This is a genomic window from Vibrio sp. SCSIO 43136, from assembly GCF_023716565.1.
Classification (GTDB): domain Bacteria; phylum Pseudomonadota; class Gammaproteobacteria; order Enterobacterales; family Vibrionaceae; genus Vibrio.
Window position 1 is genome coordinate 1,144,406 of the sequence record NZ_CP071849.1, and the last position, 21,531, is coordinate 1,165,936.

The following is a 21,531-nucleotide window of genomic DNA, read 5'->3' on the forward strand; positions in this document are numbered from 1 at the left end:
TTCCTTACAAACTAAAGGCGGGATAACCCGCCTTCAAAACTTTTTTCTATTGGGATTAATTGTAACCCATTACCTGTGCGCCCATCACTACGATGCTCGAAATCACGAATAAAAGCAGCACAAATCGCCATACAAATCGAGCCCAGTTGCCCCAGTCGATGCGGCATACACCTAAAGTAGCCATTAGCGCCGCTGACGTCGGAACAATCAAGTTAGTGAAACCATCTCCCAATTGGAAAGCAAGCACTGCAACTTGGCGAGATACTCCTGCGATATCAGCAAGAGGCGCTAAAAGTGGCATAGTTAGCGCCGCTTGACCCGAGCCAGAGGTCACGAAAAAGTTAAAGATAGACTGAAATGCATACATCAACCATGCAGAAGCAACATCCGGTAGGCCTGCAATCATACCACCAGCCCCATTCAGCAATGAGTTAAGCACTGTTGCTTCATCTGTTGCACCACCACCTAAAAGTAGCAGCACACCTTGGGCGCAGCCTACAAGTAGCGCTGGTGCCAACATCATGCCAGCGCCTTCTTTAAAGGATGCGGCAATATCATTAAGTGTCATGTCATTTAGACGGAATACAACACCAATCAGACCCGCAACAATACCCATAGTAAAGAATTGAGAGGCGATTTCCGGAATATACCATGCGTGTAAAACAACACCCCACACTACCCAAGACATCGCTGCAATCACGGTTAGAATGACGAGCGTATCACCCAAGTTCCAACGGGATTGTGTTTGCTCAAGCGCTTTATCGCGGAAGTATTGGTCAGATTCATAACTAAACGACTGCTTGGCATCACGCTTCACTTTGCTTGCGTAATGCATCACAAATGCAATACCAATCAGGGTATAAATAACCCATAGCACCATACGCAAGTGCATGCCTGACAACACTGGAATACCCGAGATACCTTGAGCAATAGCAACCGAGAATGGGTTCATCCAAGACGATGCAAAACCAATCTGGGTAGCGCCGTAGGTCACCATGGCGGTAATGATACCGTCATAACCAAGACGAACCATAAGTGGTGCGATGATAATGGCAAACGCAATCGCCTCTTCACCCATACCAAAAACAGCGCCACCTAGAGAGAAAAGAAGAAATAATACTGGAATGAATAGCGCTTCACTGCCTTTGGTTTTGTCGATCAGTCGCAAAATACCGTTATCAATCGTGCCTGTGCGCATAAGCACACCAAACGCACCACCGATCACTAGCATGAACATGATAACGCCGATAGCGCTACCCCACTTTGAGCCTGAGACCAAGCCCTCAAAAGTGAAGTTCATCAACCCAATGCCGCCGTGGGCTGCGAACAAGCTAACTGACTTATAAACCAGTTCACCGTTCTCATCTGTTGCATACGCAAATGAACTCGGGTCGATAACCGTTCGGCTCTTTTCTGCACCATCAACCACAAAAGTTACTTGCTGGGTTTCAAATTGACCCGCAGGCACAATGTAGGTCACTGCGGCAGCGATTAGGCCAACAATAAAGATCAAGATCAAAGTGTCTGGCATTTGCCAGGTTTTGTTCTGAGTCTCGGTTTGATTTTCGATAGGAGTAACAGTTTGGCTCATCATTCCATGCCGTTAGTTAAAGATGGCAGGAAATATCGTCCAAACAGAATAAAAAGTCAATTAAAGCCATATAAATAGCACTTAACACCAATAAATCAACCGAAATACATAACAAAAAGCCATCAATAAGACACAATTGAAACAATATCCCTACCACTAGATCACACAAATAAAACCATGTGATAAATTATTCTGAGCATAAATAGATGCGAACTGCCCATTATCTCATGTTGTGCACCTTGAAATAATGCGGTGATCTAAGGCTACAACAAGTTGCTGATAGCTAGGGCGAGGCCAAATTGTCCATAAAAGCTCAGTACTCCCCAAATATTTTTCGCTACACTTGAAAGATTCCATGCAACGAAGCGCTCTATAGATATAAGAAACTTAAAATCCAGAGGTGCATATGACCAATCCAATCAAAATCACTTTATATCGCTGGGGTGGCGAATGGGGTCCATTCAAAGTAAAAATACCGTGTGGGGAGTGTACCCTCACTAAAGATATCCTTGCAGATACATTGGAAAATGAACTTGCAGGTATCCCAGTTGAGATAGAGACAAAAGATTGGTTATCACACTGGTGGGAGCCGCTAAAAGTAGGTGCATGGCATGCCCCGATTGTTATGGTTGAGGGCAAAGTCATTAGCCAAGGTGAAGCACTTAATCGAGGTGTGTTGGTACAATCCATCATAGAACAGTGGACCCAACGCGATTCTCTAAAAGGTAATATTGTTTTTGGTAAAGCAACTTGCCCGTATTGTGTGAAAGCCAAAGCTAAACTCGATGAGTTGGGTATTCGCTATCAATACTATGATGTTGTTAAAGACAGTGCGGCACTGTATCGCATGATTCCAGAAGTCAAAGCGATCATTGGTCAGAAGACCCCCGTGACGGTGCCGCAGATCTGGCTTGATGGGCAATATGTTGGCGGCTTTGATAATTTAGAGGCGCATGTAGCGTCGGGAAAGGTTGCGACACCACCAGATAACGTGGTCGACTTGGACAAAACCAAAGTAAGTTAATTCTTCCTCTCTACAAAAAATAAACCCTCAGCATTTGCCGAGGGTTTCAATTCTTTATCATTCCGTTGATCATCATTTTTACCTTACTTTTTAAGCATTTTTTTCAGCTTTGTTAGCAAAGTAGAACCTTGCTTACGCACAACTGGCTTTCCGTAAAGTTTTTCGTGTAGCATTTGTTGAGCAACGTGGTTTGCGATGTATACAGAACCTAGATCAAAACCCATCATTTACCTCTATATTTTGTAATTTGCTTTCAATGACGTGAATTTTACGCCGAATTACATCAATTACAAGACATAGATCACATTAATTATGTAATTAAATTACATTAAATGGATTTAATTCGAGTTATGAGCTGGTTCGAGATGATCCTCTGAGATAAATAGGAATTTAACGATGGCAAAGAATATTTCACTAGTCTTGGGCAGTGGTGGCGCAAGAGGGTTGACTCATGTGGGGATCATTCATTGGTTAAGAGAGCACGACTTCGAGATTCAATCGATTTCAGGTTGTTCTATCGGGGCACTCATCGGTGGAGTATATGCCGCTGGAAAGCTTGATGAATTCGAAAAATGGGTCACCAATATCGATCAAATGGACATGGCAATGCTTCTTGACCTCTCTTGGGAGTCCAGTGGCATGTTTAAAGGTGACAAAATCATCGAGACACTTAGAGATCTCATCGGTGATATCGCCATTGAAGATCTACCGATCAAATTTACCGCAGTTGCCGCTAATGTCGCTGAAGAGAAAGAAGTATGGATACAGTCTGGGTCTCTATTTGATGCCATTCGTGCTTCGATCTCACTGCCACTGTTCTTCACGCCCCATACCATCAATGGTGTTGAGCTCATTGATGGTGGCGTGCTCAACCCTGTGCCCATTGCGCCAACGTTTGGTGATAAAACTGAACTAACTATCGCTGTGAACTTGGGAGGTGAACCAGAAATAAAACCAACAGCACTCCCTCAATTACTGCAAGAGCACAATGACAGCAAACTTCATCAGAAAATTTCAAAGTTTATCGATAACTTAAGTATCAGTGTGAAAAACAAAATGAGTTTCAACTTCGCAGCTTATGACATAGCTAACCAGGCATTTGATGCAATGCAATCGACCATTGCACGACAAAAGCTTGCAGCCTACCCTGCTGACATCACTCTTAAAGTTCCCCGTAATGCTTGTGGAACCCTAGAATTTGAACGTTCTAGAGAAATGATTAAACGAGGCTATAAGCTTGCTTCGGTAGAGCTCGGGAACAAATTTCTATAACGAAAACGGCCGCTCCAAATTCTGCAGCGGCCGTTCCGTTTTACGCACTTGAGCGTTAGCGACGCTTAGGCTGGCGATAGGTACGACCTGCCGCTTGATAAACGTCTTTTGCTTTAATTTCGAACATAGCGTAGAAGAACCAAGCGACAAACACGATTACATCTTCGTCTTCATTCATGACGTGTTCAACATACTCTTGCTCAACACCGTCATCATTCTGGTCAGTAGTCACGTGGTAAATACGTTTTTCACCTTCAACTTCCGCAAGTGCGAACTGGCCAGTTAAAGATTGAGCGGCTTCCGAGACATTTTCATCTTCACACTGCTTAAGTAGCTCTAGCGCTTGTGGTAAGTTTTCACATTCACATAGTGACGTCACTAGAGTTTCGAACTGTTGTTGTTCCATTATGGTCTCCCCATTGAATTGCGCGCATTGTAACGACTCCACATGCGCTCAACAAGTACGCATGAGCTCACATATCTGTTTTATCGTCACCGAAAGTGCTGCAACTCACGTTACAAGTATTAATAATGATAACCTACCAATACAAATTACAAATCCAACTACCATGTTACATTCGGACATGAAATAATCGCCGTTTGATAAATCATTAAATCAAAGACTTAGAGTGAAGTTGTTCAGCCGTATTCAAATTACTGTGATAGTTGTAACCTTTTTTGTAGGGTGCATGATCACGTCACTACTATTTGGTGTCACTCTAAAATCAGAACAACAAGTTGTTGATGATAAGCAGCATAAAATATCCAAAGCGACTGCTGAGAAAGCGCAGCACTTCCTAGATATATCAAGTCGAGTGCTCTCTTCTTACGCTGGACTGTTTTACTCACAACAAGCCATTACTCGCGAGGAGTTTTCTGAGTTTTCTCAAATACTTCTCGCAAAAAACTCCACCATCGAAGCTATTCAATGGGCTCCTGTGATCAAGGCTGAAAACCGTTCTGAACTTGAGCAAGAACTACAACAATCAGGCTTTGCACATCAAGGTTTTGTCGCTGTGGATAAGGGTGCTTTAAGTGTCACGCCTGCCGAAGAACAATCATTCCATGTACCGATTTTATTCTCCGAACCGGTGAAATTACACGGTTCGGTGATTGGTCTTGACCTCAATCAGCGTAGTGGGTCTATCGAGGCGATGGACTACGCATCACGCTATGGCGAGATTGCAACGTCTGCTTTGTTTACCCCTATCCAAGCCAAAGACCATAGTGAATATATAGCACTCTATTACCCGATTTATCATGGTAAAGCGCTGCAAGAAATCAATAGCCAAGTAAGCTTTCCCCCAGCCAATCTGCGCGGTTTTGTTGTGGCCCTCATCAATCCAAATGACATTATTAACCGAGTACTCCCACTACCCGACGCCACGATTTCTTTAGTTGATGTGGCCAATACCCCCGAACATGCATTGGCTGCTAGCGAGTTACCACAAGGGGTATATCGCTTTGACCTACACCTAGGAAATCGTCAGTTTGCACTGCATCTGAATCTGCCAGAACCCAAAGTCGCAGCCTGGACCCCTACCTTAGTGCTGGTCGCTTTTGGTTTGTTGACGTTAGTAGTTGTATCAGCCATTGCAATCAGTTTCCGCCAGACGGCAATGGTGACAAGAGCCAACTCTAAACTTGAAATACAAAAACAAGAGCTTCACCAATTGGCGATGACGGACGCCCTCACTGGCCTACCAAATCGATTACTGCTCAAACACAAAGCGACACAAGCGATGGAACGCTCAACGTTTGGGTATGCGGTTGGTTTAATCGACTTAGATAACTTCAAGTTCATTAACGATATATATGGCCACCAAACAGGCGATCTGTTTCTACGACAAATCGCTCGGGCCCTTGACAAGGAACTCAACAAAATTGGCTTTGTTGCTCGACTTGGTGGTGATGAGTTTGTTTTTGTCATTGAGCAAATTGGTTGCGAAGCGCAGTTGGAAGAAGTGTTAAGACCGCTAATGGAGCGTCTGCGTGGTGTATGCCGAGAAGTATGCCCAGAGCAAAGTGAAAGCTGCGTAACGGCAAGTATCGGAGTGGTAATGTCTCAACACCCAAGTGGCTTTGAGGGTATGTTGCAAAAGGCGGATGAGGCAATGTATCAAGCCAAAAACCTAGGCAAGAATGGTTACGTTATCCGTGACATAAGCGCAGAAAAAGAAAACCCCACTTCACGAGAAGTGGGGTAAAGATTCACTTATAGCTTATTGTTGCTATTTATCTGTATTCAAAAATGTCCGTACGAATACCACCTTTCCTTGGAAGCTTTCCTTACGCGCCATCCTAAGCGGTGTCCTGAAATAATCCTTCTCTATCCGAGTCATTCGAATAGGCTTTCATCCTGAAAGTGTCCTAACCAACGTCCTAACGTTAAGAACATAATACCTATTCATTAGCACAAAAAAATCCGCTCAGTTCACTTTTTTCAATGCTTATAGATTCATACATCCAAAAAAATCACGAAATTTCAGTAACTAAAAACAATCAATAGATTTTCTCAGTAACTCAGCAGCATTTTTTCCTACACTCTAAAGGGCAGATCTCTTACAACCATGATTGCATTACCACTGCTTTTACCGCCCTGATAGATTAACAATAAATTTACAATCGACTATTCATTACACAATCAACAGTGCTTAAAACTGAATATTTAGTATTTTTTATTGAATAGTCTTTCATTTAATCTTCATTGCAGGTATTCTTGCCAATAATGAATAAGTAGCACCAATAAGTGCATAATAAGTCCCTTACGGGTCGTTCTCGCAGTCACAGAGATAGTCACTATGGATACACCAACAAAAACTGCTTTGCCGCCTAGCTCAAAAGGCACATTTTTAACCTTTTTGATCCCATCGCTTATTGGTTTGTTCCTTTTCATGGCACCAGTTAGCTATGACGGTAACATCACCATTCCGGTTGCGATTTTAGCCAAATTCCTTACGGGTGCGTTAGAAGGCAGCTTGGTTGCGATTGTAACCACTGTGATTGCATTTATGTCTGTGGCAACTATCTATAACAAAGTAGCTAAACCTGCATTTATCGCAAACAGCCCGTTTTTAGATACCTTATTTAACCCAAGTCCCCTTTGGTTTGCCGTTCGAATCATTGGGGGTATTGCGGTGCTTCTTACTTTCTTCCAAGTTGGCCCAGAAGCTATTTGGGAGGAGAATACAGGGGGACTCGTACTTGAGGGACTGCTACCAACGTTATTTGCTGTATTTATTTTCGCAGGCCTTCTTTTACCTCTTTTGCTTAACTTTGGCCTACTTGAACTTATGGGTACTTTGTTGAGTAAAGTGATGCGTCCACTATTCAACCTACCAGGTCGTAGTGCGATCGACTGTATGGCGTCTTGGCTTGGCGATGGCAGTGTTGGTATCTTGTTGACCAGTAAGCAGTATGAAAACAACTTTTATACCCAGCGCGAGGCAGCAGTAGTAGGCACAACGTTTTCTGCAGTATCCATCACATTCAGCTTGGTCATCATCGCCCAAGTAGAACTTGAGCATCTATTCCTGCCTTTTTATGGCGCTATTTGCCTTGCAGGTTTGGTCGCTGCGGTCATTATCCCTCGCCTACCACCTCTAAGCCGCAAGAAAGATGTTTACTTTGATGGTACACCTGCTGACAAAAAAGCCAGTGATATTCCAGAAGGACATACTCACTTCTCATGGGGGATGAAGTTGGCTGTAAAACGAGCTTCTGAAGTGAAGTCGGCTAAATCAGTCGCAACAGAAGGATTGAAGAACGCCGTTGATATGGTATTTGGTGTTCTACCTGTAGTCATGGCGTTAGGCACAATCGCACTAGTTATCGCGGAGTACACACCTGTTTTTGCAATCCTAGGTAAGCCTTTCGTACCATTCTTGGAGCTATTGCAAATTCCTGAAGCGGTGAAAGCGTCGGAAACAATTGTTGTCGGTTTTGCAGATATGTTCATACCAGCAATTCTGGCAGCTTCAATCGACAGTGAACTGACACGTTTTGTCATTGCAGCAATGTCGGTAACTCAGCTTATTTACATGTCTGAAGTCGGCGCACTGCTACTCGGCAGTAAGATCCCAGTGAACATCTTTGAGTTATTTGCGATTTTCATCTTGCGTACCTTAATCACACTGCCTGTTATTGCTGGTGTTGCACACCTGATTTTCTAATAGGACCACTGGCTTTCAAAGCCCCTAACTTCGTTTGAAGTTAGGGGCTTTTTTATTTTCGAACACTCATAACTTTCATGGACTGATCATTTAAATTGGTTATAAATGTGAAATTTTGATTAAACCACCATAAAACACGTAACATTTGATCGCAAAATGCTCGCCTTATTGTTCGTTTGAGCATATAGTTTACTCATTCGAGCAAATTAACCGAGGAAGAACAAAAGTGGAACATCAATTTGAACATGATCTAGTGGTTATTGGTGGTGGCATTAATGGTGTAGCTATTGCGGCAGATGCAGCAGGACGCGGCTTGAATGTGGCCCTATTTGAAATGTCCGATCTCGCCTCTGCAACTTCCTCAGCAAGCAGCAAACTCATTCATGGTGGTTTACGTTATTTAGAACATTACGAGTTTCGATTAGTGAGTGAAGCATTGGCAGAGCGTGAAGTGCTATTAAAAAATGCGCCGCACTTAGTTTCACCACTACGCTTTCGACTGCCACATCGCCCTCACCTACGCCCAGCATGGATGATTCGTACTGGTCTTTTCATGTATGACCATCTCGGTAAACGAGTATCGCTGGCGGGCAGTCATAATGTTCGCTTTACTAGTCAAGACCCGCTCAAACCCGAAATGAAGAAGGGTTTCGAATACTCAGACTGTTATGTTGATGACGCCCGCTTAGTCGTTACCAATGCCGTTTCAGCGAAGCAGAATGGTGCAAAGATTCACACTCAGACCAAGTGCATCGATGCCAAGCCTCGCAACAATGGTTGGGTAGTGACATTACAAAAGCCAGATGGTCAAACCTTTACGGTAACAACAAAAGTTCTGGTCAATGCCGCAGGTCCTTGGGTTGCTAGCTTGTATCAAAACCAGATCCATCAAGCTTCGCCGAATCAGATCCGATTGGTCAAAGGAAGCCATATTGTTGTGCCAAAGATCCATGACCAACCTCAGGCCTATATCCTGCAAAATGAAGATCAACGCATTGTTTTCGTTATTCCCTATCAAAAAGATTTCTCTCTGGTAGGAACCACAGACGTGGATTACAAAGGCGATCCGGCCAAAGTGGAGATTGATAATGATGAGATTGAGTATTTATGTGAAGTTGTCAATCAGCACTTCACGAACCCAATCACCCCACAAGATGTCGTGACGACTTGGTCGGGTGTACGTCCTTTGCTGGCCGACGAATCAGATAGCGCGCAAGAAGTGACGCGTGACTACACCATGGAACGCGAGCAAATCGATGGTGCAGAAATTGTTTCCATTTTCGGTGGAAAAATCACCACCTATCGTAAATTAGGTCAAGCTGCGGTGAACAAGATCGCAGATCTCTTCCCACAAATGGGCTTAGATTGGACTGCAGACACGCCACTTCCAGGCGGCGATATCGAATCAAGAGAAGCACTTCAAGCCAAATTGAAGTCTAGATATGTTTGGATGGAAGATGAGCTCATTGAGCGCTGGGTAAACTACTACGGTTCTCGTACCCATCAGCTACTCGAGGGTGTTAACGATGAAAATGATTTGGGCGAACACTTTGGCCATGGTCTTTATCAATCCGAAGTAGACTTCCTAATCGATAACGAGTGGGTCGTGTTCAGTGAGGATCTTCTTTGGCGCCGGGGCAAGCTAGGGCTTAGATTCAGCCAAGATCAAATCGCACGGTTAGACCAATATCTCGCCAGCCGCATGGATACAGTGTCTAAACATGGTATAGATGAAAAAATTGCTTAACTAAACACACTTCTCTCCACCCACTAAAACGAAGAAGCCATCACTACATTGAGTGATGGCTTCTTCGTTTTAGTTTTCGATACTCACTCTGAGTTAAAAGTCACTATCAAATGTTTGCCATTTCTTTGTCGGTCGCTAACACCAAAGGCACCGAGATGTTAAATACCGCTCCTTGTCCAAGTTCGGAGTGACACTCAATCTTACCTTGAAGCAATTGGGTTACCAGGTTATAGATAATATTCGCTCCTAGCCCGCTGCCTCCTTTGCCCCGCTTGGTGGTAATGAAAGGCTCAAATATCTTGTTAACCAGTTTTTGGTCGATGCCTTTACCACTATCGCGATATTCGATATGCAAATGGGTATCGTCATTGGAGATCTTGAAAGATACGATTCTGTCTCCATCCCAGTCTTCAAAACCATGTTTGATAGAGTTAGTGATCAGGTTGGTATAAACCTGGATGTACCCACTAGGGTAACTGTCAATCACGATATCGTCTGGACACTCTATTTCGTATTTAACCTGAGCGACTTTCAACTCATGGGAAAGTGACAACAAAACTTTGTCCAAGTTATCTCGAACGTTAAACGAATATATCTCTTGGCTAGTTTGGTCCACAGCAACTTGTTTAAAACTCGACACAAGCTGCTCTGCCCGAGACAAATTTGAAGTAAGAATGTCTGTCGACTCCTTAAGTGAACCAAGCGCTGCTGAAAACTGAGTTTTAGACAACTTACCTGAATCAAATCCCTCTTGAAGTACGCGCAGTTTCTCCTCTATGAAACTTGTTGCAGTAACGCTAATACCAAGTGGAGTATTGATTTCATGGGCAACACCGCCCACGAGTCCACCCAAAGAAGCCATTTTTTCTGCCTCAATCAAAGATGCTTGGGTGTTTTCTAATTCTGATAGCGTAGTCGACAATTCAAGGTTAGCTTGCTCTAGTGAAAGGGTTCTATCCGTCACTTTTTGCTCTAATTGCTGGTTGAGCGTAATCAATGCATTTTCAGTATTGGTCAACTCAGTCACGTCTACACCGAAGCAAATTACCCTGCTCAACTCTCTGTTTCGAATCAATCGCCATTGCACGTACCGCTCTTCACCTCGGCAATCGGTCATATTAAGTACCAACTCGAACTCAGGGATATTTTCAAGCAACTCGAAACGACTCTGGCGGTCGATATCTTCATCGACAAAGTAATCGAACCAATTTTTATCTAATAGCTCTGCCTCAGGAACACCGAGTAGATCTTCAACTTCTCGGTTGGCCAATTGAATAATAAAGTCTTCGGTCAAAGAACAAATTAGCGATGGCGATGACTGGATAATGACTTTAGTAAAATCGCGTTCATACGCCAACTGCCCGTTCATTTTTCTACGTTTTTCCAACTGCGTGGAGACGTTTTCGTGCAACTTGTTAATCGACTCGACCAAAATGTCTATTTCATCGTGTTGGGTTTTACGATGCAGCTTGAGTTTTTTCGTTAACTCTTCTTCACTCGAGTCGCTATTGATTTGGAAGAAATGAGAAATACGGTTGATGTGACGCGTCATCACTTGGTAAACGATAAAAAGCACACAGAACGTTACGACTAGGTTTATTAGCAATTGCGTTTGCAAAATCACCCAAGCCTTTTTCACCAACTTATCGTAGAGCGACGTATATGAGGCTTCGATCACCAGCACCCCGATTTTTTCGTTGCTGTGCGTGAGATCAACACTTTTCTTGAGCTCGTTGGTCTCAGCGCTAGCGCCAGTATCCACTGATAAGCTTAAATCGCCGTTGTGATAAGAGTAAACGGCAACGTACTCCACACTAGGCAGGTTTTTGATCCCGTTAACTTGGATGCTCATCTGCTCTTCATCCAAGTTCCAAAGACTATTTGCAATAGAGGACGTCACCGTAGTATCGATTCGTTCGATGGAGTGCTTAAGCTCTTCCTTCTCAGCTTTAAGTTCCCAAACGAGTTGTATACTGGCGATACCCAGTGCCATTAAAAAGCCGCATACCAGCGTATAGAAGAACAAACGAACCGCAATACTACGCTTTCGTTCAACTTCCATTCCTTGCTCTTCGCGAGCGTTAAATTGAGATTCGGTTTTGTGCGTATCCATTGTCACCTTACTCAGTTAACGAGCTAAAGAAAAAAGCCCTGACGTTCTTCTCCAGTATAGACCCAAGTATCAGACTTTCTTGAAAATGCATAACTTTTTATGTGCGTGAAGTAGGATAAATACCAACAGGCTGTGTAGTTGTTCAAAAAATCAATAACGCTTGTGCCAGAGAGAAAAAACTCTACTACACTCAATACATAATCAAAAAATGCGCTAAAAGTGTACTGTTCACACGGAGTTATGAGGTGAGTAATGGGAAATGACGACCAGTTTCTATTCTCTGAAGCAGAAGATGAGTTGGTGAGTGAAGAGTTGGAACAGTGGAATATCTTAATCGTTGATGACGACAAAGATATCCACCGTGTAACTCAATTCGTTTTAAGTGATTTCAATTATCTAGGTAAGTCTCTGAACTTTATTAATGCCTATTCAGCAGAAGAGGCGCGAGAAATATTCCGTACCCACACAGATATTGCAGTGGTATTTCTTGACGTTGTCATGGAATCCAACCATGCAGGGTTAGAATTTGTCGATTGGCTTAGAATGGAGTTTGGAAATACCACCAGCCGAATCATATTGCGTACCGGCCAACCTGGTGACGCACCAGAGTCTGAAGTGATCAAAAAATATGAGATCAATGACTATAAGAACAAGACCGAACTAACGGCAACAAAACTCAATACCACTCTTTGTGCGGCGCTGCGTTCTTATCGAGACATCATGGTAATTGAGAACACTAAAAAGGGACTCAACACCATCATTAACTCGTCTGCTTCTATATTGGTTGAAGCAGACGGCACACATTGGTTAGACGGTATCTTGTCACAACTTAGTGCGCTGCTTCAGTTAGGGGAGGTGCACGCATTCAATTTTGCAGCTCAAGAAGTTCAGGGGAAATGGCAGGTAGTTGCTTCGTCTAAAGGCGGTGAAGCGTTGATTGGAAAGAATCTCAATGAGTTTATTTCATGCTCCATCGAAGATGTCGCCAACAGCGCTGAAAGATATATCCGTGCTGGGGAAGAAGAGTTTTTGATCCCAGTTAAAGTCAATAAGAGCGTGGGTTTGCTTGTCGTTCATTGCCCGGAAAAACGTCTTAATGAAAACATTGAGATTTTGGATCTGTTTATCCGAAATATCACCATCGCCTACGAAAAAGTTATTCTGCTCAACGAGGTGCGAGATACACAAAAAGAGATCGCTTACCGTCTAGGTGAAGTGGTTGAAACACGCTCTAAGGAGTCAGGAAGCCACGTTAAACGTGTTGCAGAAATTTCCATGTTCCTTGGGTTAAAATACGGTCTCAGTGAAGAGTTTGCCGCCAAAATTCGGCTGGCATCACCACTGCATGATATCGGAAAAATAGCTATTCCAGATGCGGTTTTAAATAAGCCCGGTAAACTGGACTCGGACGAATGGAATGTGATGATGTCTCATGCTGAAGTAGGCGCAGAGATCCTAAGAGGTTCAAACTTAGAGATCTTAAACATTGCGGCGAATATCGCAGCCTACCATCATGAGAAATGGGACGGTTCGGGCTACCCGACTAAGATTTCGGGAGAAGACATTCCTATTGAAGCACGTATCACCGCTGTAGCCGATGTCTTCGACGCTCTCGCCTCAAAGCGGTGCTATAAAGACCCTTGGCCTGCTGAGAAGATCTATGATTTGATCAAATCGGAACATGGAAAGCACTTTGACCCAAGGTTGGTTGATATCTTCCTCGAAAATTTTGATGAGCTTCAACAAATTAGAAACTCTTATCCAGACTAATAGTTTGGGCGCATAGAAAAAGGGGCATTGCCCCTTTTTCTACTATTAAACCTAAAATTTATATCAATTCTCTTGCAACTGCATATCCATATACGCAGTTAAAGCTTCTTCACTGTCGTCCCATGAAGGTTCAAAAATAGAAAGCCATTGATTGATTGCGACAATCGGTTCTCGATTCAGTGAGCATATATGTTCACGCCCCACTATGTTACGCCGTAACAACCCAGCCCTTTCAAGGATCTTTAGATGTTTTGTCACTGCGGACTTCGACAGTGGATTAGGCAAATCAAAATCTTTGACCGCACACTCACCCTTTGCTAATTGGTGCACAATAGCGCGCCGAGTTTCATCATTCAGCGCCATAAAAACATAGTCGAGTTCAGGTTTTATTTTTAAATTCATAAACTAAAGGTAGATGTCGCCTTTCCAGAAGTCAATCTCACCACACTATAGGCATAAGTGATGGATTTTACCTATCCGAAAGTGGTAGCTATCTTTTTTCACACCCTATTATCAGGTTTCTTGCGATGCATTGGTTTAACATCATATAAAATATCAAACCTTGATATAGATCATTAATTTATAAAGCTAATACACGGAATAATGCAGCCCCTTGCGAGTAAATGAAAGATAAAGTAAGACCAATTACACTACTTCTGCCTTATCTCTCATCGAAAGCGACCAACTTAAACATCAAGCAATGGGGTAAGCATGTCACATTCGACGACTACCGAGCGCAAAGTCTCTATAGGCTGTTATATTGCGCTAGCCTTCGCAGTTGTATTCTTCTCAGGACTTATGCAGTCTGAGCAATGGTATGGCGTTTTTGATTTCACCACTCTAAACGGCGCATTTGGCCAAGTAGCCTATGGCGTTCAGGAGACTGCCGACGGCGTTGAAGCGATGACAACGACCTTAAGAGGTAAAGGCGGTCATGGTGCAAGAGACGGTTTCTTATTTGCGCTCACTTTGATACCTACTGTGATGTTTGCGTTAGGCATGATTAACGTCCTTGAACATTACGGCGCACTTGACGCAGCACGCAAGCTTCTTACCCCACTTCTCCGCCCTCTTCTTACTATTCCTGGCAGCTCTGGCCTTGCTCTAATTGCTTCCCTTCAAAGTGCCGATGCTGGTGCTGCGATGACTCGTCAGCTCAAAGATGAAAAGCAAATAAATGACCGTGAAGCTAGCATTTTTGCCATGTTTCAATTTAGCGCAGGCGCAACCATTGTTAACTTCTTTTCCTCTGGCGCAGTGCTATTCACTTTGGCATACGCCGATGGCTCAATGGCTGTGACCTCATCGATTGGACTTGCGATTGGCATGATCTTCATCTTCAAATTTGTTGGCGCAAACTTATTCCGCCTTTACCTCAATATCACTGACCGCAAGCCAACTAAGAGTGAAACTCTGTCTGAGGAGAATGCATAATGAGCACCACTAAAAAACCGATGATCACTGACATCTTTGTCGAGGGTGCGAAGAAAGGTTGGACCATCGCCACTATGTCGACCGTACCCAATGTATTAATGGCGTTTGTCCTCATTAAAGCGCTGCAAATTACTGGCGCACTAGAAATGATGGGCAGTGTGTTTGCGCCAGTGATGGCTGTTTTTGGTCTTCCTGGAGAAGCTGCTGCGGTATTGATTGGCGCTTGGATGTCTATGGGCGGCGGCGTTGGCGTTGTGATCAGCCTTTTTGACCAAGGGTTACTGAATGGCGATCATATTGCAATTCTTGCTCCAGCAATCTACCTAATGGGCTCTCAAGTTCAATACATCGGCCGAGTGTTAGGTCCAGTTAATATCGAAGGTCGCCATTTGCCAGTGATGGTAATTATTTCTATCATCAACGCCTTCGGTGCGATGTTTGCCATGAATATTTTAATGTAAGGAAACCGCCATGAATTTTTGCCTCGAAAGCTACTTGGATGAGCTTCGCCCACTCGTTGACGTCGATTGTGGTACCTACACCTTGGAGGGCATCGAACATATTGCCAACCAATTTACTCACAAGTATGAAGCAATCGATTGGCAGGTTAAACGCATAGACTGTGGCCGTGCTGGGGTTGGTCTTGAGATCCGCAATAAACCAGACAATCAAAAGATTGATGTCATGCTCGTTGGCCATATGGACACCGTGTTCCCACTAGGTACTACAGCCAAACGTCCTATGACAGTGGATAGTAAGAAAGCGTATGGCCCAGGTGTCTCTGATATGAAATCTGGCCTGCTGAATATCGTGTACGCCATGCGAAACTTGGATCCAAATGTGTTGGATAAACTCTCGATCTGCGTTTGCATGAACCCTGACGAGGAAACGGGCTCAATTGATTCGGTAGAATGGTTACAGACTGTTGCCAAACAAGCCAAAGTGGTATTAGTCGCAGAAGCGGCTCGTGCCGATGGCGGGCTAGTTAAAGCACGTAAAGGGATGGCACGTTACAAATTTGATTTCCATGGACGTGCCGCCCACGCAGGCAATGAGCCAGAAAATGGTCGCAGTGCCATCACAGAGATGGCTAATTGGATTCTTGCTATTAACGAGATGACCAACTTCGAAACAGGCACCACGCTCAATGTCGGTATTGTTTCAGGAGGAAATGGCGCTAATATCGTTCCCGATTACGCTAGCGCTATCGTCGATGTTCGTTTTTGGGATAACCAAGAGTTTGATCAAATCGCAACGCAGTTGAACACAATGACATCATCACCTTTTGTTGAAGGTGTAGAAATCAAGCTCACCCGCGAGGCCTATAAACCGTCAATGGTGCCAAGCGAGGAAACTAAACAGTTGATGGGCTTAGTTGAAGATTCAGCAAATGAGCTCGACATCGACATCAATTGGAAAGAAGCTGGCGGTGGTTCCGACGCCAATAACACCGCAATTCTTGGGGTACCGACTCTAGATGGTCTTGGTCCTATCGGTGCTGGCTTCCACAGTGATGCAGAGTATCTGCTGCTTGAGTCTATTGAGCCACGTATCCGTCTACTCATGTCTGTAATCACCAAACTAGCAAAATGATTGCTTAGCGGCATTCATCAGATAAAAAAAGAGCCACTCGCATCTGCGGGTGGCTTAATTTTTTGTGTGAACAAGTTATTCACTAAAACGTCAGTTGGCTAGGTGACCCTCGGCTTTAAAGGGTCACTTTTAGTATTGCATTCTGCGTGCCAACTTTAAGTGTCTGATTTTTGTGTTGTGTCTCGACATAATCCACCATTTATACTCACCAGTTTGCATGGTGCATTTGCAAATTGCAATTAACCGGCCAATGATGCATTTTGCAAAGGTTATTGATACCTACCTCACTAGCGAGGGTTACGTTTTAAAGCCTGTGCAACATAGTTTGATATTCCCTATCCACCTAGGTTTTAGAAGTTTTACAATGATCATATAACCCATTCGTCTCGTATCTTTCATTAGCGCTTGGAACTTAACTGCTACAATCTGAGTCATAATTACCAAGACTGCACTCTCACCAAGGACGTTGGAATGCAAAACATCAAACGCACTGTTGCCCTACTGTTCATTGCCCTCTTCATAGCAGGATGTACGACTAAGTTTCTTTATCGCAATATCGATTGGCTTGCCACCACCTACATCGATGATTTTGTCAGTCTGAGCTCAGAACAAGAGCGCATGGTCGAACTCTCTATTGAAAGGTTGAGTGAATGGCATAAAGTCAGTGAGCTTCCTGAATACATTGCGCATTTAGAGGAACTAAAGCAGGTCGACTACAGTGTGGTAGATGTGGACTGGGTCACCAACGAACAAGAGCGGATGCGCCTTTACTCAAACAAACTAGTCAATAAAGCAGCACCTAGCATCTATGCATTGATTACCCAACTTGATGACAAGCAAGTCGCAGAACTGCTCGATAATCTACAACAAAAACATCAAGATTATTTAGAGGAACACGACGACAAATCCGAGCAAGAAATTAGACAGGTCTACTTGGAGAAAATGGAAGAAGGCCTCGAGAAATGGGTGGGCTCACTGACCAAAGAACAAAAAGCTTTGATGACTGACTGGTCACAGCAGGTCATGGTCACTTATCAAGCTAGGATCAGTCAGAACGTTCGCATGCATCAAGAGTTTTCGACGCTCCTTGCCAAACGTGATAACCCCAATTATTTTCAACTGACCTTAACCAAAATGCTCAACCAGCCGGAAAGCTACTACACCCAAGAGCTCGATGCTCTAATCAAACACAACCGACCGTTGGGACGTCAACTGGTCGCCGATACTTTAAACTCGCTGACGCCCAAACAGCGTAAACATCTAATCGGCGAGTTAGATTCATGGCAACAAATCGCTAAAGATCTGCAGTAGCGAGCTTAGTGTTAATTTGCTCAGCCTTGTCGTCTAGCAAGGCTTTGTCTAGATTCTTGTTGCTTTTAACAACAGACACCCATTGCAAACCCGTTTCGTCAACATGCTCAAACTCAACTTGTAACTCATACTTGCCAGCTGACAACACGGTATAAATTACGCCAACAATAAAAGCAGCAGGTGCTGTGACAGTGGCAAAGCCTTCAGGGCAAATGATCCAAACGATGCTCGAAAATATTGCCCCCACAATAAGCGCTTTGGTGATATGGTCGGATAAGTGATTGATTTTTACCCGAGCTCGTCTTAGGCGCTTAAGCGGATACTTATCCTTCTTAAATCTAAGCTCTACCCCATCAATTTCAAAATCACCGTTTTTCATGATAAACCACTCCATTAATATCAATCGCTTACATAACTACCACAAATAAATCGCTATGAGAAATATCAATGGGTAGTTTGGAGGGCTATCACCGATACAGCCTATTAACTACATGGACAATCAACCAACTCATCACCATCCGAAGAAAGTAAAGCTTCTATACTTGGCTTGCTACTCGAGTTAAAAAGCTTCAGAATAGCCCACTTTTCTCGCAAGCTTCCCTCTCTGGGACCTTAAGAGCCACATCATTTATTGAGAATCAAATATTATGGGTTTTAACTCACTCGGCTTATCTGCCCCTATCCTGAAAGCGATTGAAGAGCAAGGATATGAGACACCTTCTCCTATTCAAGCGCAGGCTATTCCTGCGGTATTGAAAGGTCAAGACGTCATGGCGGCTGCCCAAACAGGTACTGGTAAGACCGCAGGCTTTACCCTGCCAATTCTTGAGCACCTAAGCCGTGGCGGTCGAGTGAAAGGTAACCACGTTAAAGCGCTTATCCTGACACCTACTCGCGAGTTGGCTGCACAGATCCAAGACAACATCGAGAACTACAGCCGTCATCTAAAAGTTTCATCAACCGTGGTATTTGGTGGCGTTAAGATTAATCCTCAAATGCTAAAGCTACGCAAAGGTAGCGATATTTTGGTTGCCACACCGGGTCGTTTATTGGACTTATATTGCCAAAATGCGGTGAAGTTTTCAGACCTTGAAGTATTAGTGCTCGACGAAGCAGACCGTATGCTCGACATGGGCTTTATCCGTGACATCCGAAAGATTTTGGATCTGCTACCAAAGCGCCGTCAAAACCTGCTGTTTTCCGCCACTTTCTCTGACGAAATTCGCGAGCTAGCAAAAGGGCTAGTGAACGACCCAATCGAGATTTCGGTTAACCCAGCCAACTCTACCGCTCGTACCGTTGAACAGTGCATATACCCAGCGGACAAAAAGAAAAAAGCACCCATGCTGGTCAAATTGATCAAGGAAGGTGACTGGCGACAAGTATTGGTATTTAGCCGCACTAAACACGGAGCAAACCGTCTTGCCCACTTTCTAAATAAAGAAGGGATCACCGCTGCTCCAATTCACGGCAACAAAAGCCAAGGTGCTAGAACTCGTGCGTTAGCAGACTTCAAATCAGGTGAGGTAAGAGTGCTTGTTGCCACTGATATCGCCGCTCGTGGTATCGATATTCCTCAGTTACCTCAGGTTGTTAACTTCGATCTGCCAAACGTTTCTGAAGATTATGTACACCGAATTGGCCGCACGGGTCGTGCAGGTGAAGTAGGTAAGGCAATTTCACTAGTATGTGCGGATGAAGCAAGTGATCTATTTGGTATTGAGCGATTGATTCAAGAACTGCTGCCTCGCATCGAGCTTGAAGGCTTTGAACCAACCAATAAACTCCCTGAATCGAAACTTGATACTCGACCAATCAAGCCTAAAAAACCTAAGAAGCCGAAAAAGCCCAAGCAACCTAAGAGTGAACACGCCGATGGTCAGCGCTCAGGAGACAATTCACGTGGACATAAACCGGCAGGTAAGAATATGCGCCACGTTGGCAAAAACGCTAGCGAGGACAACAAGCGTAAACCTCGCCCGAACAAGCCTCGCAACAACTCTCAGGGTAAAGTGAATAACGAACAAGGCAAAACTGGGCAACAATCCAATAAATCTGGTCGTCCACAAAACGCAACCGGCAAGCCGAGCCGCCCACGTCGCCGCAAGCCTCAACCAGGTCAAGCAAAGCCGCAGTAAGTATTGAAAAAGTCCAACACCTAGGTGTTGGACTTTTTTATCTAAATCGCCTTTCTATCTGCCCTGATTCGAGCAAATAGAGTCGCAATGAGTCGTAACCATGCCTCATTGCATACTTCATCGGAAAATAGCCTTCCGCTTCTAGCGACCCACCCGTTTGAGCAAGCATTTTGACTATTTGGGTAAACCCATATTGAGAGGCTTCAACCAAAGCGTTATCCAACGCCTGTTGGGTGTAGTCTTGGCGCTCAAGTAGCGATTGAACCAATAAAGACAATCCCAATCGAGACGCGTCTAAAAGATTATCGGCTTGCTTCTCTTGCCAGCTAAGCAGTTCTTCATCTGTACAAAGCTGTGCTAGCGGATAACCATTACAATCTCCGAAGGCTGACAACTGAATGGTTTGGACCCACCGCTGCGCATTGGCAGAAGTATTGTGCAGCATTAGCCAGTCTAAGAGCGACCATTGCTGGTACAAAGTTGCGAGGTTAACCACTGATTGTGTGCAAGACAATTTCAAGTTTGAGTGTTCGTCCAGCAACTCTACCAGTCTTTGCGTCTTCTTCTCTCGCACCAAAGTTTCTGCCCACTGAGAAGACAACTCGATGGGTTGACTCCCCAAAGCGATCTCATCTAGCTGCCCTTCAACAATGACTTCACTCAGTGATTGTCTTAGTTTTGGCGTTTGAATCTCATCGAGCGAGCGAATATGTCGTTCGATACACGTTCGCGAACTTTGATCCAAAATGACTCGGTTTGAAAACAGTGATAAATCAATGAGCGCTTCCAAATGTGTTTCGTTAAGTTTGATAGCATCGAGAAGCTTAGAAAAAGCTTTCTTGTTATGGAACCTTAGCGAACGTAACTTTTCTGCATCGACCAAATTAAACATAGATACCAGTTGAGGAATAACTTCAGGAGTTGCTAGCTCTATGATGGCACCGTAAAACTTGATCGAGCGTGTAAACAAGCCCGCTTCCATCTGCTCAACAACCCCTGATTCAACAAGACGAGTTAAACCTGCGATATCATCCAGTGCCCAGCTATTTACCACTTTAATCGATGTACAAAACCATGCTTCATCAGTGGTGAAGTTGGACACCATATCGTGATGACCTTGCTCTTGATAATCAACGACTCTCCCATCGATCTCAACTTCATGCAGATATTTAAGCCCTGATTTCCAGTGATTAAAGATATACCCCACCAGCGTGACTAGCAGTGTTTCACCCGAGTCTGCTGTGGGTGTTGGGGAATTTGATAGGTGATAGAACTTTCGACGATTTTCGGACATCCTGTCTCCCTGCTTAACGAATTATCTAGTGTATTCAGGCTAATTGAACTTTCCTTTACTACAATACCAATA

Annotated in this window: 17 protein-coding genes; 11 read left to right on the plus strand and 6 right to left on the minus strand. The window is 44.0% G+C overall.

Going from position 1 to position 21,531, the window contains the following annotated elements; all coding sequences use genetic code 11:
* Positions 1 to 55: 55 nt before the first annotated feature.
* On the minus strand, positions 56 to 1,531 hold the full coding sequence (gene yfcC / locus J4N39_RS20060; RefSeq protein WP_252026861.1) for a putative basic amino acid antiporter YfcC: 1,476 nt from the start codon (positions 1,529 to 1,531) through the stop codon (positions 56 to 58).
* A gap of 466 nt (positions 1,532 to 1,997) precedes the next feature.
* Between yfcC and J4N39_RS20065 the strand changes: the two genes are divergently transcribed.
* The gene (locus J4N39_RS20065; RefSeq protein WP_252024220.1) at positions 1,998 to 2,615 is read left to right on the plus strand and encodes a glutaredoxin family protein; all 618 of its coding nucleotides are present in this window, start codon (positions 1,998 to 2,000) and stop codon (positions 2,613 to 2,615) included.
* Positions 2,616 to 3,011: 396 nt separating this feature from the next.
* Complete coding sequence (locus tag J4N39_RS20070) at positions 3,012 to 3,887, plus strand: patatin-like phospholipase family protein (RefSeq protein ID WP_252024222.1); 876 nt, start codon at positions 3,012 to 3,014, stop codon at positions 3,885 to 3,887.
* Between the two features lie 55 nt (positions 3,888 to 3,942).
* Here J4N39_RS20070 and J4N39_RS20075 read toward each other — a convergent pair whose 3' ends face one another.
* The gene (locus tag J4N39_RS20075; RefSeq protein WP_252024225.1) at positions 3,943 to 4,293 is read right to left on the minus strand and encodes a hypothetical protein; all 351 of its coding nucleotides are present in this window, start codon (positions 4,291 to 4,293) and stop codon (positions 3,943 to 3,945) included.
* A 283-nt stretch (positions 4,294 to 4,576) separates the two neighbouring features.
* On the opposite strand from J4N39_RS20075, the gene J4N39_RS20080 reads away from it, so the two are divergent.
* The 3 genes from J4N39_RS20080 to glpD all read left to right on the plus strand — a co-directional run bounded on the left by J4N39_RS20080 (position 4,577) and on the right by glpD (position 9,806).
* Positions 4,577 to 6,094 carry a sensor domain-containing diguanylate cyclase gene (locus J4N39_RS20080; RefSeq protein ID WP_252024227.1) on the plus strand — a complete coding sequence of 506 codons (1,518 nt, stop codon included), beginning with the start codon at positions 4,577 to 4,579 and terminating at the stop codon, positions 6,092 to 6,094.
* 594 nt (positions 6,095 to 6,688) lie between these two features.
* On the plus strand, positions 6,689 to 8,059 hold the full coding sequence (locus J4N39_RS20085; RefSeq protein ID WP_252024229.1) for a YjiH family protein: 1,371 nt from the start codon (positions 6,689 to 6,691) through the stop codon (positions 8,057 to 8,059).
* Between the two features lie 226 nt (positions 8,060 to 8,285).
* Positions 8,286 to 9,806 (plus strand): glycerol-3-phosphate dehydrogenase, encoded by a 1,521-nt coding sequence (gene glpD, locus J4N39_RS20090; RefSeq protein ID WP_252024231.1) that lies wholly within the window; start codon positions 8,286 to 8,288, stop codon positions 9,804 to 9,806.
* Positions 9,807 to 9,912: 106 nt separating this feature from the next.
* On the opposite strand, the gene J4N39_RS20095 is transcribed toward glpD, so the two are convergent.
* Entirely contained in the window at positions 9,913 to 11,919 is a 2,007-nt protein-coding gene (locus J4N39_RS20095; protein WP_252024233.1) for a sensor histidine kinase, read from the minus strand.
* A gap of 252 nt (positions 11,920 to 12,171) precedes the next feature.
* On the opposite strand from J4N39_RS20095, the gene J4N39_RS20100 reads away from it, so the two are divergent.
* Positions 12,172 to 13,689 carry an HD domain-containing phosphohydrolase gene (locus J4N39_RS20100; protein WP_252024235.1) on the plus strand — a complete coding sequence of 506 codons (1,518 nt, stop codon included), beginning with the start codon at positions 12,172 to 12,174 and terminating at the stop codon, positions 13,687 to 13,689.
* Positions 13,690 to 13,752: 63 nt separating this feature from the next.
* On the opposite strand, the gene J4N39_RS20105 is transcribed toward J4N39_RS20100, so the two are convergent.
* A complete protein-coding gene (locus J4N39_RS20105) occupies positions 13,753 to 14,091 on the minus strand; it encodes an ArsR/SmtB family transcription factor (RefSeq protein WP_252024237.1) in 339 nt (112 codons plus the stop codon).
* Positions 14,092 to 14,400: 309 nt separating this feature from the next.
* On the opposite strand from J4N39_RS20105, the gene J4N39_RS20110 reads away from it, so the two are divergent.
* The 4 genes from J4N39_RS20110 to J4N39_RS20125 all read left to right on the plus strand — a co-directional run bounded on the left by J4N39_RS20110 (position 14,401) and on the right by J4N39_RS20125 (position 18,027).
* Positions 14,401 to 15,123, plus strand: coding sequence for a nucleoside recognition domain-containing protein (locus J4N39_RS20110; protein WP_252024239.1), 723 nt, complete (start codon positions 14,401 to 14,403; stop codon positions 15,121 to 15,123).
* Complete coding sequence (locus J4N39_RS20115) at positions 15,123 to 15,584, plus strand: YjiG family protein (RefSeq protein WP_252024241.1); 462 nt, start codon at positions 15,123 to 15,125, stop codon at positions 15,582 to 15,584. The genes J4N39_RS20110 and J4N39_RS20115 overlap by 1 nt, the downstream gene beginning before the upstream one ends.
* Positions 15,585 to 15,594: 10 nt before the next feature.
* Complete coding sequence (locus tag J4N39_RS20120) at positions 15,595 to 16,716, plus strand: M20 family metallopeptidase (RefSeq protein WP_252024243.1); 1,122 nt, start codon at positions 15,595 to 15,597, stop codon at positions 16,714 to 16,716.
* Positions 16,717 to 17,187: 471 nt separating this feature from the next.
* Complete coding sequence (locus tag J4N39_RS20125; protein WP_252024245.1) at positions 17,188 to 18,027, plus strand: DUF6279 family lipoprotein; 840 nt, start codon at positions 17,188 to 17,190, stop codon at positions 18,025 to 18,027.
* Here J4N39_RS20125 and J4N39_RS20130 read toward each other — a convergent pair.
* Positions 18,011 to 18,406 (minus strand): hypothetical protein, encoded by a 396-nt coding sequence (locus J4N39_RS20130; RefSeq protein WP_252024247.1) that lies wholly within the window; start codon positions 18,404 to 18,406, stop codon positions 18,011 to 18,013. The genes J4N39_RS20125 and J4N39_RS20130 overlap by 17 nt on opposite strands.
* Positions 18,407 to 18,674: 268 nt before the next feature.
* Here J4N39_RS20130 and J4N39_RS20135 point away from each other — a divergent pair, with 268 nt between their 5' ends.
* Entirely contained in the window at positions 18,675 to 20,165 is a 1,491-nt protein-coding gene (locus J4N39_RS20135; RefSeq protein WP_252024249.1) for a DEAD/DEAH box helicase, read from the plus strand.
* A gap of 37 nt (positions 20,166 to 20,202) precedes the next feature.
* Here J4N39_RS20135 and J4N39_RS20140 read toward each other — a convergent pair whose 3' ends face one another.
* Positions 20,203 to 21,459: an ankyrin repeat domain-containing protein gene (locus J4N39_RS20140; RefSeq protein WP_252024251.1), complete on the minus strand. Its 1,257-nt coding sequence runs from the start codon at positions 21,457 to 21,459 to the stop codon at positions 20,203 to 20,205.
* Positions 21,460 to 21,531 lie beyond the last annotated feature (72 nt).

Bases quoted from the DNA above. Each gene is read 5' to 3' on its own strand.
- J4N39_RS20095 (WP_252024233.1), bottom strand. From the start codon at position 11,919: ATGGATACGCACAAAACCGAATCTCAATTTAACGCTCGCGAAGAGCAA.
- J4N39_RS20115 (WP_252024241.1), top strand. From the start codon at position 15,123: ATGAGCACCACTAAAAAACCGATGATCACTGACATCTTTGTCGAGGGT.
- J4N39_RS20125 (WP_252024245.1), top strand. From the start codon at position 17,188: ATGCAAAACATCAAACGCACTGTTGCCCTACTGTTCATTGCCCTCTTC.
- J4N39_RS20070 (WP_252024222.1), top strand. From the start codon at position 3,012: ATGGCAAAGAATATTTCACTAGTCTTGGGCAGTGGTGGCGCAAGAGGG.
- J4N39_RS20135 (WP_252024249.1), top strand. From the start codon at position 18,675: ATGGGTTTTAACTCACTCGGCTTATCTGCCCCTATCCTGAAAGCGATT.
- J4N39_RS20080 (WP_252024227.1), top strand. From the start codon at position 4,577: ATGATCACGTCACTACTATTTGGTGTCACTCTAAAATCAGAACAACAA.
- J4N39_RS20075 (WP_252024225.1), bottom strand. From the start codon at position 4,293: ATGGAACAACAACAGTTCGAAACTCTAGTGACGTCACTATGTGAATGT.
- J4N39_RS20130 (WP_252024247.1), bottom strand. From the start codon at position 18,406: ATGAAAAACGGTGATTTTGAAATTGATGGGGTAGAGCTTAGATTTAAG.
- yfcC (WP_252026861.1), bottom strand. From the start codon at position 1,531: ATGCCAGACACTTTGATCTTGATCTTTATTGTTGGCCTAATCGCTGCC.
- J4N39_RS20065 (WP_252024220.1), top strand. From the start codon at position 1,998: ATGACCAATCCAATCAAAATCACTTTATATCGCTGGGGTGGCGAATGG.
- J4N39_RS20140 (WP_252024251.1), bottom strand. From the start codon at position 21,459: ATGTCCGAAAATCGTCGAAAGTTCTATCACCTATCAAATTCCCCAACA.
- J4N39_RS20120 (WP_252024243.1), top strand. From the start codon at position 15,595: ATGAATTTTTGCCTCGAAAGCTACTTGGATGAGCTTCGCCCACTCGTT.
- J4N39_RS20100 (WP_252024235.1), top strand. From the start codon at position 12,172: ATGGGAAATGACGACCAGTTTCTATTCTCTGAAGCAGAAGATGAGTTG.
- J4N39_RS20085 (WP_252024229.1), top strand. From the start codon at position 6,689: ATGGATACACCAACAAAAACTGCTTTGCCGCCTAGCTCAAAAGGCACA.
- J4N39_RS20110 (WP_252024239.1), top strand. From the start codon at position 14,401: ATGTCACATTCGACGACTACCGAGCGCAAAGTCTCTATAGGCTGTTAT.
- J4N39_RS20105 (WP_252024237.1), bottom strand. From the start codon at position 14,091: ATGAATTTAAAAATAAAACCTGAACTCGACTATGTTTTTATGGCGCTG.